We start from the raw sequence: 15,294 nt of genomic DNA, 5'->3' as shown, positions 1-15,294 counted from the left end.
CGCTACTACTCCATCGTCATTGCACGCACCCCACATCCTCAGGTGACCTCATGCTTCTGACCCGCAAACCGGCGGTACAGGACACCAAAGCCGCACCGGCCCGACGTTCAAACGGCCAGGGCGCCGCATCGCTTGCCGGCAGTCTGGCTCGCAGCCTGGCCGGCGCACTGCCGACCATGGACCGCCGCACCTTCCTCAAACGCTCCGGCATCGGCGTTGGCGCAGGGCTGGCCGCGACGCAGCTTTCGCTGGTGAAGAAATCGGTGGTGGGTGAGGCCCACGCCGCCGAAGGCAAGGGCGACATCGTTGTGCGCCGCACGGTGTGCTCGCACTGCTCGGTCGGCTGCTCGGTGGATGCCGTCGTGCAAAACGGCGTGTGGGTGCGCCAGGAACCGGTATTCGACTCGCCGATCAACCTGGGCGCGCACTGCGCCAAAGGCGCCGCTCTGCGCGAGCATGGTCATGGCGAATACCGCCTGAAGACGCCAATGAAGCTCGTGGACGGCCGCTACCAGCGCATCAGCTGGGAGCAGGCGCTCAACGAGATCGTCGCCAAGATGAACACGATCCGCCAGGAAACCGGGCCGGATTCGTTCTTCTTCGTGGGTTCGTCCAAGCACAGCAACGAGCAGTCGTACCTGCTGCGCAAGTGGGTGTCGTTCTTCGGTACCAACAATTGCGACCACCAGGCGCGCATCTGCCATAGCACCACCGTGGCCGGCGTGGCCAACACCTGGGGCTACGGCGCGATGACGAACTCGTACAACGACATGCAGAACGCCAAGTGCGCGTTGTACATCGGCTCGAACGCTGCCGAGGCGCATCCGGTGTCGATGCTGCATTTGCTGCACGCCAAGGAAACAGGCTGCAAGGTCATCGTGGTCGACCCGCGCTACACGCGCACGGCGGCCAAGTCCGATGAATACGTGCGGATTCGTTCGGGCACCGATATCGCCTTCCTGTTTGGCGTGCTGTATCACATCTTCAAGAACGGTTGGGAAGACAAGCAGTACATCCACGACCGCGTCTACGGCATGGACAAGGTGCGCGAAGAAGTGCTCGCCAAGTGGACGCCGGACAAGGTCGAGGAAGTGTGCGGCGTGCCTGAGGCACAGGTGCACAAGGTCGCCGAGATGATGGCGATGAACCGCCCGAGCACGCTGGTGTGGTGCATGGGCCAGACGCAGCACACCATCGGCAATGCGATCGTGCGTGCATCGTGCATCGTGCAACTGGCGCTGGGCAACATCGGCAAGTCGGGCGGCGGCGCAAACATCTTCCGCGGCCACGACAACGTGCAGGGCGCGACCGACGTCGGGCCCAATCCCGATTCTCTGCCGGGCTATTACGGCCTCGCTGCGGGCGCGTGGAAGCATTTCGCCTCCGTGTGGGGGCTCGATTACGACTGGATCAAAGGCCGCTTCGCCTCGCAGGCGATGATGGAAAAATCGGGCACCACGGTTTCGCGGTGGGCCGATGCGGTGCTCGAGAAGAATGACCTGATCGATCAGGACAACAACGTTCGCGCGGTCTTTTACTGGGGCCACGCACCGAACTCGCAAACGCGCGGGATGGACATCAAGCGTGCGCTCGACAAGATCGACCTGCTCGTGGTGATTGACCCATACCCGTCGGCCACGGCGGCCATGGCCAACATGCCCGCCGCCGACGGCACGCCGCCCAATCCGAACCGTGCCGTCTACCTGCTGCCGGCCGCAACACAGTTCGAAACGTCGGGCTCATGCACGGCATCGAACCGCTCGCTGCAGTGGCGCGAGAAGGTGATCGAGCCGCTGTTCGAATCGCAGCCCGACCACGTGATCATGCAGGCGTTTGCTGATCGCCTCGGTTTCGGCAAGGAGCTGTCAAAGAACTACAAGATCACCGAATACAAACGCGCCGGCATGACGTGGCGCGAGCCGGAGATCGAATCGATCCTGCGTGAAATCAATCGCGGCAACTGGACGATCGGCTACACCGGGCAATCGCCGGAACGCCTGAAGGCTCACATGCGCAATATGCATCTGTTTGATGTGCGCACGCTGCGCTGCAAGGGCGGCAAGGACGCCGAAACCGGCTACGACCTGACCGGCGATTACTTCGGCCTGCCTTGGCCATGCTACGGCACGCCGGAACTCAAACACCCCGGCTCGCCCAACCTGTACGACACCAGCAAGCACGTGATGGAGGGCGGCGGTAACTTCCGCGCGAATTTTGGCGTGGAGCGCGACGGCGTCAACCTGCTGGCCGAAGATGGCTCGTTCTCGCTGGGCTCGGAGTTGACGACCGGCTACCCCGAGTTCGATCACGTCTTCCTCAAGAAACTCGGCTGGTGGGACGACCTGACCGACGCCGAGAAGAAAGCCGCTGAAGGCAAGAACTGGAAGACCGATCTGTCCGGCGGCATCCAGCGCGTGACGATGAAGCATGGCTGCCACCCGTTCGGCAACGCCAAGGCCCGCGCGATCGTGTGGAACTTCCCGGACGGCATTCCGCAGCACCGCGAGCCGCTGTATTCGACGCGGCCCGACATGGTCGCCAAGTACCCCACGCACGACGACAAGAAGACCTTCTGGCGCCTGCCCACGCTGTACAAGACGGTGCAGCAACGCAATATCGAGAACAAGGTCTACGAGAAATTCCCGATCATCCTCACCTCCGGCCGCCTGGTGGAGTACGAGGGCGGCGGCGAAGAGACGCGCTCCAACCCGTGGCTTGCCGAGTTGCAGCAGGAGAACTTTGTCGAGATCAACCCGAAGGCCGCAGCCGACCGCGGTATTCGTCACAACGATTTTGTCTGGGTCAAGACGCCGACCGGCGCCCAGATCAAGGTGCGCGCGCTGGTGACGGAGCGCGTGGGCGTCGACCACGCCTTCATCCCGTTCCACTTTTCGGGCTGGTGGCAGGGCAAGGACTTGCTCGATTACTACCCGGAAGGCGCCCACCCGATCGTGCGTGGCGAGGCTGTGAACACGGCCACGACCTACGGCTACGACTCGGTGACGATGATGCAGGAAACGAAAACGACGGTCTGCCAGATCGAGCGGTTCGCATAAGGACGGGGAGATCAACATGGCACGCATGAAATTCATCTGTGACAGCGAGCGCTGCATCGAATGCAACGCCTGCGCCACGGCCTGCAAGAACGAACACGAGGTGCCCTGGGGCGTGAACCGTCGCCGCGTGGTCACGATCAACGACGGCATGGTCGGCGCGGAGAAGTCCATCTCCGTGGCCTGCATGCATTGTTCCGATGCGCCGTGCATGGCGGTCTGCCCGGTCGACTGCTTCTACCGCACCGAAGACGGCGTGGTGTTGCATGACAAGGACGTCTGCATCGGCTGCGGCTACTGCTCGTATGCGTGCCCGTTCGGCGCGCCGCAGTTCCCCAGCCAAGGTACGTTTGGCGTACGCGGCAAGATGGACAAGTGCACGTTCTGCGCGGGCGGCCCCGAGAAGAACGGCAGCGAGGAAGAATTCGAGAAGTACGGCCGCAACCGCCTGGCCGAAGGCAAGCTGCCGCTGTGCGCGGAAATGTGCTCGACGAAGGCGCTGCTGGGCGGCGATGGCGATGTGATTTCCGACATCCTGCGTAACCGGGTCATGAAACGCGGCAAGGGCGCCGAGTTGTTCGGATGGGGCACGGCTTACGGCGGTGGCCACGGCAAAGGCAGCCAGGCAGCGCCGGCTACCCCGGCCGCGCCCGCCACGCCTGCTTCAACGCCGGGAGCGCAATCATGACCCCCCGAGCACGATCGACCAGCCTGCTGATCGCCCTGGGCGCTGCGCTGTTGCTCGGTGCCTGCGGCGAACGCCCGCAAGTCGCCTTTGCCTCGCACCGCAAGGACGACGCGCCAGCCTACAAGGGCGCGGAAGGCGATCCGTTCATGGCCAAGAACTGGACGCCCGGTGACCGCACGAGCTGGGAGAACCAGATCCGCGCGCGCGGCCAATACCAGAACGAGTACAACAAGACGCCATGACGCGCGCAAGCGGAGGTTCGTCCATGGGCACTTCCTGGAAACACCTTGTGATGGCCGTGTTGCTCGGCGCAGCGGCGGCGTTGGCGAGCGCGCAGCAGCCAGCCAGCGCGCCGGCCGCCAACAATGCCCCCGTCAACCCGGCCGTGCAACCGGCGCAACCGTTCTCCAACATCGTCTCGGAGAACGTGTTTGATCTAAAGAAGCGCGATCTCGCCAAAGAGGCAGGAGACCAGGCCGCACGCCGTGTCACGCGGCCCGGCAACAACGCGCCTGTCTGGCGCGAAGTGAACTCCGATCAGGCGCATTACGCCAGCATTCCCGGGCTGGAAGCCGGCGTGCTGATCCAGCGCACGGGGCAGAAATGGCGGCTCTTCCGCAATGGCGTGATCACCGTGTGGGGCGGTTGGCTCGTGGTGCTGGTGCCGTTGCTCATCCTGGGTTTTTTCCTGTGGCGCGGCACGATTCCCCTGAAGGAAGCGCCCACCGGCCGCAAGATCGAGCGCTTCACGCCTACCGAGCGCTATGTGCATTGGACGATGGCCATCTCGTTCGTCACGCTGGGCGTGTCAGGCATCGTCATGCTGTGGGGCAAGCATTTCCTGCTGCCGATCGTCGGCCATCAGTTGTTTGGCTGGCTGACGTACATATTGAAAAATCTCCACAACCTGGTGGGGCCGCTCTTCACGGTCAGCATCATCGTGGCCTTCGTGATGTGGGTGCGGGACAACCTCCCGCGCCGCGGTGATATGAAATGGCTGCTGGCCCTGGGCGGCATGTTTGCCGGAGAGCACGGCGCCGAAGTACCGTCGCACCGCTTCAATGCCGGCGAGAAACTCTGGTTCTGGGGCGGCCTCGTCGTGTTCGGACTGGTCCTGTCGGCCTCGGGCTGGACGCTCGATCGCATCGTCCCCGGCGTGGATTACTACCGCAGCACAATGCAACTGGCCGAGGTCATTCACGCCATTGCGGCGGTGGGCATGATCTGCATGTCGCTGGGCCACATCTACATGGGCACGATCGGCATGGAAGGCGCTTACCGCGCCATGCGTGATGGCTATGTCGACGAGGCCTGGGCGAAGGAGCACCACGAGCTTTGGTACGACGACGTCAAGGCCGGCAAGATTCCCGCGCAGCGGACCCAACCGCCTGCGCCGCCGGCGCCGAGCGAGCAGCCCGCCAAGTCATGACGCCATCGACCGCCACCGATTCAAGGAACCTCACCATGCATGCATCCGCTCTGAGCCGCGCCGCAGGTATGGCACTTGCTGCCGCCATGCTGAGCCTGACAAGCGGACTGGCCGGCGCCAAGCTGCCGGCACCGACGGAAGAACAGAAGGCACAGGCGGACGTGGCGAAAGCCAAGGCAGCCTGGGGCGACAAGGTGGCCGCGTTCCAGACGTGCAAGGCCCAGGACAAGGTAGCGGCGTCCTACCAGGCCGGCGGCAAGGCTGCGCATACGCAACCGGGCGCGCCGTGCGTCGACCCCGGGCCGTTTGTCGCACCCGTGCCTCCAGCATCTGCACCGGCGGCCAAAGGGTGAACCGTTGTTGCCAATGTTGCGTGTTCATCATCCGGCAGTACAATCGTCCGCTCCCCGAGTGAACCCTGACTGGAGGTGACACATGAAGCAACTCGTGATTGCACTCGCCGCGATCGGCCTGATGGCCGGCTGCGCATCGAATACCGCGTCGACGGCCAAGGCGGCCGATTCGGGCATGGCGGCATCGGCCGTGCTGGCACCCAAGAGCGGCAGTACCGTGCAAGGCAGCGTGAAGCTCGCGCAGCAAGGCGACAATCGGGTTGCCATCGCCGTGGATATTTCCGGTTTGCCGGCTAACGGCATGTTTGGCTTCCACGTGCATGAGAAGGGCGATTGCTCGTCGGCGGATGGCAATAGCGCTGGCGGCCACTTCAACCCGACTGGCCAGCAGCACGGTGATCCGCGCCACGGCGCACACCATGCCGGCGACATTCCGATGCTGCAATCCGATGCCAACGGCAAGGCCGTCGGCTCGATCGTTCTTTCCGGTGTGACGCTGTCGCCTGGGCCCACGAGCCTGGTCGGCCATGCGCTGATCGTCCACGCAGGCAAGGACGACTATATGACCCAGCCCACCGGCAATTCCGGCGGGCGCATCGCCTGCGGCGTGATCGTGGCGAACTGATCGCCCGCACGCGGTACCTGCTCCCACGCAGGTACCAGCCGCACCATGCGCACGCTTGCCGTGCGCATTTTTATTTGAACGAAGACATTGATGCCGCTGCGCCCTGAACTGACCAACGCTTCCGTTCCACTGCTTGACGAGGTTGAAGTGCTCGACGAGTTGGGCCGCGCACGCAGTGTCTACATTCCCGGTGAGCGCCCGCTCACCGTCTACCTCGACAAGCGCGAACTGGTCACGCTGATGACGCTGGGCGGCGCGCCCGAAGCGCTCGTACTTGGCTATCTGCGTAACCAGCGCCTGGTCAACGGCATCGACGACATCGCCTCCATCCAGGTCGACTGGGAAACCGAATCCGCTGCCGTCACCACGCGCGGCGGCATCGCAGACCTGGATGAAAAGACCGCCCGCCGCACCGTAACCACTGGCTGCGGGCAGGGCACCGTGTTCGGCTCGCTGATGGACGAGATCGACGCCATCCATCTGCCGCCCGACGCGCGCATGACACAAACCACGCTGTATCGCGTGGTCGACACCATTCGCCTGCAGCAGTCGATCTACAAGCAAGCGGGGTCGGTGCATGGCTGCGCGCTGTTCGATGCGCACGGCGGGCTGCTGCACTTCATCGAAGACGTGGGCCGCCACAATGCCGTGGATGCCATCGCTGGCCTCATGTGGCTTGAGGGCATGGAGGGCGGCGACAAGATCTTCTATACCACCGGCCGCCTGACCTCCGAGATGGTGATCAAGGGCGCGCAGATGGGCATTCCGTTCCTGCTGTCGCGCTCGGGCGTCACGCAGATGGGTCACCAGATGGCGCAGCGGGTCAACCTGACGCTGTTTGCGCGGTGCACTGGGCGGCACTTTCTGCTCTACACGGGGCGCGACCGTTTTGTGGCCGAGCCGGACGTGGCCGGCTCGGTCGGGCCGCGCGGGGAGCTGCCCCAGCCGGCTGAATCCGGCCGCTGATTTGCCAGCGTTTGTTCGGATAAGGCCAGCGCAAGCCATCGGCCGCCACGGGGTTTTCCGTCACAGGTTTGGGAGTACAATCCGCGTTCCAAACCGGCCCCAGCCGCGGGCCGGCCTGCCGGCGTGACCAAATGGGGACAGTTTTCGCACCGCGAAGCCTGCCCCCATTTGTTCATCCAAGGTATCTGGACGCTCCATGAGCATCAAATCCGACAAGTGGATCCGCCGCATGGCCGAGCAGCACGGCATGATCGAGCCGTTTGAGCCCGGTCAAGTGCGCGAATCCGACGGCCGCCGCATCGTTTCCTACGGCACCTCGAGCTACGGCTACGACATCCGCTGCGCCGACGAATTCAAGATCTTCACCAACATCAACAGCACCATCGTCGATCCGAAGAACTTCGACGAGAAGTCGTTTGTCGATTTCAAGGGCGATGTGTGCATCATCCCGCCGAACTCGTTCGCGCTGGCCCGCACGATGGAGTATTTCCGCATCCCGCGCACGGTGCTGACCGTGTGTCTGGGCAAGAGCACGTACGCGCGCTGCGGGATCATCGTGAACGTCACGCCGTTCGAGCCGGAGTGGGAAGGCTACGTGACGCTGGAGTTTTCCAACACGACACCACTGCCCGCCAAGATCTACGCCGGCGAAGGCTGCGCGCAGGTGCTGTTCTTCGAGAGCGACGAGGAATGCGAAACCTCGTACAAGGATCGTGGTGGCAAGTATCAGGGCCAGCACGGTGTGACGCTGCCCAAGACCTAGTTTTTGTAGTCCGTTTCCGCGCGTTCAGGCGTATCCGGAGCGGTGCCTTTAGCTTCATCCATAAGGAACCACGATGAAATTCCGCTTTCCCGTCATCATCATTGACGAGGACTTCCGCTCCGAGAACATCTCCGGGTCGGGCATTCGCGCGCTGGCCCAAGCCATCGAGCAGGAGGGGATGGAGGTGACTGGTCTCACCAGCTATGGTGACCTGACGTCGTTCGCTCAACAGTCGAGCCGCGCGTCCACCTTCATCGTCTCGATCGACGACGATGAATTCATCAACCCGGACAGCGACAAGCCTGAGCCGGAAGCGGTTGAAAATCTGCGCGCCTTCGTGGCCGAAGTGCGTCGCCGCAACGCTGACATTCCGATCTTTCTGTACGGCGAAACGCGCACCTCGCGCCATCTGCCGAACGACGTGCTGCGCGAGTTGCACGGCTTCATTCACATGTTCGAGGACACGCCCGAGTTCGTGGCCCGGCACATTATCCGTGAAGCACGCAACTACCTGGATTCACTGCCGCCGCCGTTCTTCAAGGCGCTGATCGACTACGCGCAGGACAGCTCGTATTCGTGGCATTGCCCGGGGCACTCGGGCGGCGTGGCGTTCCTGAAGAGCCCGGTGGGGCAGGTGTTCCACCAGTTCTTCGGCGAAAACATGCTGCGCGCCGACGTCTGCAACGCTGTGGAAGAGCTCGGCCAACTGCTCGACCACACGGGCCCGGTGGCCGCGTCTGAGCGTAACGCCGCGCGCATCTTCGGCTCCGACCACATGTTCTTCGTGACCAACGGCACGTCGACGTCGAACAAGATGGTGTGGCACGCCAACGTGGCGCCCGGCGACATCGTGGTGGTGGACCGCAATTGCCACAAGTCGATCCTGCACGCGATCATGATGACGGGCGCGATCCCCGTGTTCCTGATGCCGACGCGCAACCATTTCGGCATCATCGGCCCGATCCCGAAGAGCGAGTTCGAGCCCGAAACGATTGCCAAGAAGATCGCTGATCACCCGTTCGCCAGCCAGGCCAAGAACAAGAAGCCGCGCATTCTGACCATCACGCAGGGCACGTACGACGGCGTGCTGTACAACGCCGAGATGATCAAGAACATGCTGTCGACCGAAATCGACACGCTGCACTTTGATGAAGCGTGGCTGCCGCATGCATCGTTCCACCCGTTCTATGAGGACATGCACGCGATTGGTCACAGCCGCCCGCGCAGCAAGGACGCGCTGGTGTTTGCCACGCAGAGTACGCACAAGCTGCTGGCCGGCCTGTCGCAGGCCTCGCAGATCCTCGTGCAGGATTCCGAAACGCGCAGGCTCGATACGTATCGCTTCAATGAGGCGTATCTGATGCACACGTCGACGAGCCCGCAGTACTCGATCATCGCTTCGTGTGACGTGGCCGCGGCGATGATGGAGGCGCCGGGCGGTACTGCGCTGGTGGAGGAAAGCATTGCCGAAGCGCTGGACTTCCGCCGCGCCATGCGCAAGGTGGAACAGGAATACGTCGGTACGAATGGCGGTAGTGGACGTGGCGACGACTGGTGGTTCAAGGTCTGGGGCCCGAACGACCTGTCCGACGAAGGCATCGAAGACCGCGAAGCGTGGATGCTGAAGGCCAACGAGCGCTGGCACGGCTTTGGCAATCTGGCTGAAGACTTCAACCTGCTCGACCCGATCAAGGCCACCATCATCACCCCGGGCCTGGACGTCGACGGCAAGTTCAGCGACTCGGGCATCCCGGCCGCCATCGTTACGCGTTACCTGGCTGAGCACGGCATCATCGTCGAGAAGACGGGTTTGTACTCGTTCTTCATCATGTTCACCATCGGCATCACCAAGGGCCGCTGGAACTCGATGGTGACCGAGCTGCAGCAGTTCAAGGACGATTACGACAACAACCAGCCGCTGTGGCGCGTGTTGCCGGAGTTCGTGCGCCAGTTCCCGCAGTACGAGCGCATCGGACTGCGTGAGCTGTGCGACAGCATCCACAGCGTCTACCAGGCCAACGACGTGGCTCGCGTGACGACGGAGATGTACCTGTCGAACATGGAACCAGCGATGAAGCCGTCGGACGCCTGGGCCAAGATGGCCCACCGTGAAACCGAGCGTGTGGCAATCGACGACCTGGAAGGCCGCATCACCGCCATCCTGCTGACCCCGTATCCCCCGGGCATTCCGCTGCTGATTCCTGGCGAACGCTTCAACAAGACGATCGTGCAGTATCTGCAATTCGCACGCCAGTTCAACAAGCTGTTCCCGGGCTTCGAGACCGACATTCATGGTCTGGTCGAGGAGGAAGTCGACGGCAAGATGGGGTATTTCGTCGACTGCGTGCGCTGAGTTTCAGTCGTACCAAAACAAAACGCCGCGCTGGATCAGTGCGGCGTTTTTGTTTGGGGTTTCCTCGATGGGTGGGGCTGCAAGGGGCTTCTACCGACCCGTAGCGGAAGATGTCAAGCTACCTATAGCAGACGTTCAGGGACGTTTGACTCCAGCGGCGCCTTCGCGCGAAGCGCGGAGGGCACCCAAAGGCGCAGCTCTTGGGCGGTCCGGTTGAGCGTTGTGTTATGCAATCAGCGACTCCTTGAACTGCAAGACCAGCGAAACGGGAATGCCAATTTTCACTTGGGCACCGTTGACAGCGCCAAGGGGGCCGAATGATGTGCCTGGCTTATCGACCGTAACTTGTATGTGGCCGTTCAGTTCGTTGGCTTCAAACGCTTTGATCGTTTGAATGGCGTTGGTATTAACGAAGCCGCAGTCGATAGTTGTTCGGGTACCTGGCGTTTGCTGCTCGCAATGCTGGACAAGCAAATGCTTATCGCCGCCCAGAAGCGACAGCATCTTCGTTAGGTTCGCTCCGAGCGTGTACTGTTGCTCGAACGCGATAATTTGAGTTGCGAGAGAGTCGAAGTCTGTCTTCAACGCTCCTCTTCCGCCCACGGCGGCTTGAAGAGACCGGAAAGCAAACTCTAGTTGAGAGGCTTGGTTAGCAGCTATCCCGTTGAGGTTGTTTAGGGGCGCAGGCAAACCGCCCGGAGTTATGCCGGAGTGGCAAACAGGGAGCGCCGGGATTTCTGATTTGCCGTCGCGAAGGTTCAGGGCGTTGCGAACCCAAACCGCGCCCAATTCAAAACTGATCCAATTTCTCTTCACCGAGGCTGGGCTGATGAGATAAATGGCCCCAATACAACTGATCAAACCATCTTCAATCCTCTTCAGGAAATTCGAGCCAGCCGGGATGCTGGTTCCGTCAGAAGATACGAAGACATCAACAAAGCCGCTGAACTCGTCTTCCAGCGCCTGCTGTACCAAACGCGCAAGCGTGCTTTCCTCGTGAATGTGGGAAAGGAAGATCAGCTTTTCAGCCATCGGTGGCTCCCAATACGTATCTGTTAGTAGACGGACCTGCCGGTCCGTCTACGGTTAATAGTGCTGACGGGCCTGCCGGATCGTAGGTCTATGATTTGGCAAAAGCATACAAGAAACGCGGTCGTCTGCGGATGGTGATAGCACAGACAGTCGGGCTCGGTCGGCGGTGCCCATTGCGTTTGAGTAATCCAACGGCCGCCGGACGCGTGCAGGTGACTGCTTTGGGGCGCTGGATCTATGCGACCGCTTGTGGTCCAACTCGGCCATCCGTTCTTCTCACCCTCAAGCGATCGCACCGAGCGGCAAAAAACACTGGGGACGCTTCGCCGGTCCACCCCATCAGCTCCGCACGCAAACCACAGCCCCGATCCTCACAACGCAACAACGCGTAACTTGCCCCAGGGCATCAGCAAACGTAAACTCGCCGGGCCGCGCAAAAAAAGCGTGGCCGGGCTTGGAAACCCCGTGTTCAGATTCAACCCGTGACGCCGATCAGGCAGTCGCGCGCTGGCGTTCACCCCTACGGGCGGGCTTCGGTGGGTACGGCTTCGGCCGTGCCGGTCTTTGGTTGAATCTTCCGGTGTTTCCAGCCCGTCGTGTGCCCGCCCACCCCTCGCGGTGGGCGGTTCTCCCAAATTCACGACGAGGGGAAGACATGGTTCCACCGGATCAGTCCGTTCTCACCTTCAACGGCCACCGCGCCGTGCACCTCCCGCCATCTTCATGCTGCCCCATTGTTTGCCCCCACAGCGGAGGCACGCAATGATCGAATCCGATAACGATTACCGGAAAGGTGCCAAAGCCGCACGTCGGTTTCTGCTATGCAAGCAACGCGCATTGGAGGCGGGCCGCAAGTTTTGGCCGAAAGTCGTGCGCAAGCAGTTGGAAGCGTCCGTCCAGGCGCAGTCCGACGAATACAAGGCCGGTTTTACCGATGGGCTGGGCGCCTACGTGTTGAGCACGCTCGAAGGCGTGCCGGTCGATCAGGAACTTTGGGACATCCTGTGCGAACTGGCGTTTCCAGACGAGGCGGAGTGAGGCATGGTGCGGAACCCGGAAAGCGGGCCGTTGCCCGCATCTGAATCGTCAGCGGGCAACGAGTACCAGCGCGGCATGCTGGCCGGGCGGGAATTTCTGGTTGCGCTACGCGATAGCACGCTGCGTTACCGGCTGTTCGGGCCATCGGTGCTGCGCGCGGTGCTGGAGATGGACACGGTCGATCAGCCCAGGGGCTATCAAGACGGATTCCTGGATGCCATGGGCGCCTACATTCTGCAAACGCTAGCGGGGCGGGAACTGGATTTGGCGACTTGGAATCCGCGCAGCGTGGGGCGGGTTGGTAAACGGTGAGTTGGGTGGTGAAGGCTGGCCATCGCCCCGAGCGTGCACAGCGGCAGTAGCCACCACAAAACAAAACGCCGCGCAAATCAGCGCGGCGTTCTTGTTTGGAGCGTGCGCCGATTCGCAAAAATATGTACACAACGTCGTGACGCATCGAGAATGTGTTGCTCAATCGCTCGCTCGGATGGCAGGTGAACTAGCTTCGGTGATGTTCATAACACGCGACACCTTTCATACCGAGGAGATCACGCATGACTTGGGAGTACAGCCAGTCAATGGGAACCCTGTACCACAATGGCCACATTGTCGGCCAGGGTTATTCCGGCGCTAGCGAGGGCAAGAACAATCCATCAATGCAGGCCATCCGCATGGTTGGCCCAATTCCTGAAGGCGAATACACGATCGAGTCACCGCGTAATTCGGCACGTGTCGGCCCCTATGCCATGCCGCTGACTCCGCAATATGGAACGAACACATTTGGCCGGGATGCGTTCTATATCCATGGCGACAGTGTAAGCAGCCCAGGCTCGGCTTCCTCAGGATGTGTCATCTTGATCCGTACCGTGCGTGAACAAATCTGGTCGAGTGGCGACCGTACGTTGAGAGTTGTTCGATGAAGAGCAAATTCGCCCGCGGTCTGATTGCGCTGCTGTGCGCACCATTTCTTGCAACTGCCGCGTCGCCGATGACAACGCCGGAAGAGGTGGCGGCCGCTATTGACGCGGAGGGTGCGCAGACGTACCTCGCGTCGCTGGATGAGGCGAGCGCCGAACGCTTGTTCGCCAATATTCAAACCGGGCGGGCGAGCTGGGTTGCTCTAGCGCCCAAACTCGCTGTTGGAGCCGATGCCGCCAATGCTGAGGGATTGGGTATTGCACTGGCCTACGCGCTGCCGAAAAACTCTGCGGCAGTTCTGAACGCAGTTGCGGCTGCTGATGCTGGCACCCCCGCGCTGGCCGTCTCACGTGTTTGCGGCATGCCGTTCATTGAAGGGACGCCCAAGCAGTATCGTCAAAAAGCACTGCGCGCGGTTGCTGCTGCGAGGGGCGTCATGCCAAGCGTCAGGCAGCGATGCCTCCAGGCGTTGCGCACCGCGAAGCAGTAGCCACCACAAAACAAAAACGCCGCGCTGACTCAGCGCGGCGTTTTTGTTTGGAGCGTGCGACCGATTATTCAGCCAGCGCAGCGCGTGCAAACGCGATGGCTTGCTTCACCTGTTCCGGCGCTGTTCCGCCGATGTGGTTGCGCGAGGCGACCGAGCCTTCCAGCGTCAGCACGGCGTGCACATCGTCACTAATGAGGTCGGACTTGTCGCCCAGGCCGCAGATGTCACGCAGTTGTGCTACGGACAGGTCTGCCAGATCACAGCGCAGGTCGTCGCAGGCGCGCACGGCGTGGGCCACGGCTTCGTGTGCATCGCGGAAGGGCAGGCCTCGCTTGACCAGGTAGTCGGCCAGATCCGTGGCGGTGGCGTAGCCTTGCAGCGCAGCTGCACGCATGGCGTCGGCCTTGACGGTGATGCCCGGCACCATGTCGGCAAAGATGCGCAGCGTGTCGACCACGGTATCCACGGTGTCGAACAGCGGTTCCTTGTCTTCCTGGTTGTCCTTGTTGTACGCCAGCGGTTGACCCTTCATCAGCGTGAGCAGGCCGATCAGGTGGCCATTGACGCGGCCGGTTTTGCCGCGCGCCAGTTCGGGCACGTCGGGGTTTTTCTTCTGCGGCATGATCGAGCTGCCGGTGCAGAAGCGGTCCGCAATGTCGATAAAGCCCACACGCGGGCTCATCCACAGCACCAGCTCTTCAGAGAGGCGCGAGACGTGCGTCATGATGAGCGCGGCAGCGGCGCAGAATTCGATGGCGAAGTCGCGGTCGGACACGGCATCCAGCGAGTTGCGGCACACGCCGTCAAAGCCCAGTTGCTGCGCGACGAATTCGCGGTCGATCGGGTAGCTCGTGCCGGCAAGCGCCGCGGCGCCCAGTGGCAGGCGATTGACGCGCTTGCGGGCGTCCAGCATGCGCTCGGTGTCGCGGGTGAACATCTCGACGTAGGCCAGCAGGTGATGGCCGAACACCACCGGTTGCGCGACCTGCAAGTGCGTGAAGCCCGGGACGATGGTGTTGGTGTGCTGCTCGGCCAAGTCCAGCAGCGCGCCGCGCAGGGCCTTGAGCAGACCGACGATGTTGTCGATCTCGCTGCGCAGCCACAGGCGGATGTCGGTGGCGACCTGATCGTTGCGCGAGCGGCCCGTGTGGAGGCGTTTGCCGGCGTCGCCCGCCATGGCGGTCAGGCGCGCTTCGATGTTCAGGTGAACGTCTTCCAGGTCAAGCTTCCACTCGAACGTGCCGGCTTCGATCTCCTGGCGGATCTGCGCCATGCCCTTTTCGATGGCGGCGCGGTCTGCCTCGGCGATGATGCCCTGCTTGGCAAGCATGGCGGCGTGCGCGAGCGAGCCCTGGATATCGAACAGTGCGAGGCGCTTGTCGAAGAACACCGACGCGGTATAGCGCTTGACGAGATCGGACACCGGCTCGTTAAAGCGGGCGGACCACGCTTCGGCCTTCTTGGCGAGTTGGGAGGTCATGGGCGGACAGCTGGAGGAGTGCGGCCGGCGAGAGCGCCAGCCGCAAATTCAGGAAACCGCGATTATATCGCCCGCAGGGCCTTTCAGCCCCCGCGCCAGGGCCTGG

Annotated in this window: 15 protein-coding genes; 13 read left to right on the top strand and 2 right to left on the bottom strand. The window is 62.3% G+C overall.

The features are described from left to right. Nucleotides 1-50: 50 nt before the first annotated feature. The 9 genes from ACCD03_RS07930 (at nt 51) to ACCD03_RS07890 (ending at nt 10,230) form a co-directional block, all read left to right on the top strand. Nucleotides 51-3,056 (top strand): molybdopterin-dependent oxidoreductase, encoded by a 3,006-nt coding sequence (locus tag ACCD03_RS07930; protein WP_325653621.1) that lies wholly within the window; start codon nt 51-53, stop codon nt 3,054-3,056. A gap of 16 nt (nt 3,057-3,072) precedes the next feature. Next, nucleotides 3,073-3,741, top strand: a complete 669-nt coding sequence (gene fdh3B, locus ACCD03_RS07925; protein WP_253538268.1) for a formate dehydrogenase FDH3 subunit beta — start codon at nt 3,073-3,075, stop codon at nt 3,739-3,741. Then, nucleotides 3,738-3,983 carry a hypothetical protein gene (locus ACCD03_RS07920; protein ID WP_316671050.1) on the top strand — a complete coding sequence of 82 codons (246 nt, stop codon included), beginning with the start codon at nt 3,738-3,740 and terminating at the stop codon, nt 3,981-3,983. Before fdh3B ends, ACCD03_RS07920 begins: the two co-directional genes overlap by 4 nt. 23 nt (nt 3,984-4,006) lie before the next feature. After that, entirely contained in the window at nt 4,007-5,170 is a 1,164-nt protein-coding gene (locus tag ACCD03_RS07915; RefSeq protein ID WP_325653625.1) for a formate dehydrogenase subunit gamma, read from the top strand. A 35-nt stretch (nt 5,171-5,205) separates the two neighbouring features. After that, a complete protein-coding gene (locus tag ACCD03_RS07910; protein ID WP_045205968.1) occupies nt 5,206-5,523 on the top strand; it encodes a hypothetical protein in 318 nt (105 codons plus the stop codon). Between the two features lie 82 nt (nt 5,524-5,605). After that, nucleotides 5,606-6,148 carry a superoxide dismutase family protein gene (locus ACCD03_RS07905; protein ID WP_253538260.1) on the top strand — a complete coding sequence of 181 codons (543 nt, stop codon included), beginning with the start codon at nt 5,606-5,608 and terminating at the stop codon, nt 6,146-6,148. Between the two features lie 90 nt (nt 6,149-6,238). Next, on the top strand, nt 6,239-7,114 hold the full coding sequence (locus ACCD03_RS07900) for a formate dehydrogenase accessory sulfurtransferase FdhD (protein WP_413411243.1): 876 nt from the start codon (nt 6,239-6,241) through the stop codon (nt 7,112-7,114). Between the two features lie 196 nt (nt 7,115-7,310). Further along, on the top strand, nt 7,311-7,877 hold the full coding sequence (gene dcd / locus ACCD03_RS07895; RefSeq protein WP_004632155.1) for a dCTP deaminase: 567 nt from the start codon (nt 7,311-7,313) through the stop codon (nt 7,875-7,877). Between the two features lie 73 nt (nt 7,878-7,950). Continuing rightward, a complete protein-coding gene (locus tag ACCD03_RS07890; RefSeq protein WP_325653632.1) occupies nt 7,951-10,230 on the top strand; it encodes an arginine/lysine/ornithine decarboxylase in 2,280 nt (759 codons plus the stop codon). Between the two features lie 225 nt (nt 10,231-10,455). On the opposite strand, the gene ACCD03_RS07885 is transcribed toward ACCD03_RS07890, so the two are convergent. Then, nucleotides 10,456-11,262 carry a toll/interleukin-1 receptor domain-containing protein gene (locus ACCD03_RS07885; RefSeq protein WP_325653634.1) on the bottom strand — a complete coding sequence of 269 codons (807 nt, stop codon included), beginning with the start codon at nt 11,260-11,262 and terminating at the stop codon, nt 10,456-10,458. Nucleotides 11,263-12,024: 762 nt separating this feature from the next. On the opposite strand from ACCD03_RS07885, the gene ACCD03_RS07880 reads away from it, so the two are divergent. From ACCD03_RS07880 to ACCD03_RS07865, 4 genes are all read left to right on the top strand, one after another. After that, nucleotides 12,025-12,300, top strand: a complete 276-nt coding sequence (locus tag ACCD03_RS07880) for a hypothetical protein (protein WP_325653636.1) — start codon at nt 12,025-12,027, stop codon at nt 12,298-12,300. A 3-nt stretch (nt 12,301-12,303) separates the two neighbouring features. Further along, on the top strand, nt 12,304-12,612 hold the full coding sequence (locus ACCD03_RS07875; protein WP_325653638.1) for a hypothetical protein: 309 nt from the start codon (nt 12,304-12,306) through the stop codon (nt 12,610-12,612). 242 nt (nt 12,613-12,854) lie between these two features. Continuing rightward, a complete protein-coding gene (locus ACCD03_RS07870; RefSeq protein ID WP_325653640.1) occupies nt 12,855-13,220 on the top strand; it encodes a tlde1 domain-containing protein in 366 nt (121 codons plus the stop codon). Continuing rightward, nucleotides 13,217-13,708 (top strand): hypothetical protein, encoded by a 492-nt coding sequence (locus tag ACCD03_RS07865; protein ID WP_325653642.1) that lies wholly within the window; start codon nt 13,217-13,219, stop codon nt 13,706-13,708. Before ACCD03_RS07870 ends, ACCD03_RS07865 begins: the two co-directional genes overlap by 4 nt. A 64-nt stretch (nt 13,709-13,772) precedes the next feature. Here the strand turns inward: ACCD03_RS07865 and argH are convergent, their stop codons facing one another. After that, complete coding sequence (gene argH, locus ACCD03_RS07860; RefSeq protein ID WP_413411242.1) at nt 13,773-15,188, bottom strand: argininosuccinate lyase; 1,416 nt, start codon at nt 15,186-15,188, stop codon at nt 13,773-13,775. Nucleotides 15,189-15,294 lie beyond the last annotated feature (106 nt).

This window comes from Ralstonia sp. Ralssp135 (assembly GCF_047304345.1).
GTDB classification, from domain to species: Bacteria; Pseudomonadota; Gammaproteobacteria; order Burkholderiales; family Burkholderiaceae; genus Ralstonia; species Ralstonia chuxiongensis.
This window is presented reverse-complemented; position numbering and strand designations above follow the sequence as displayed.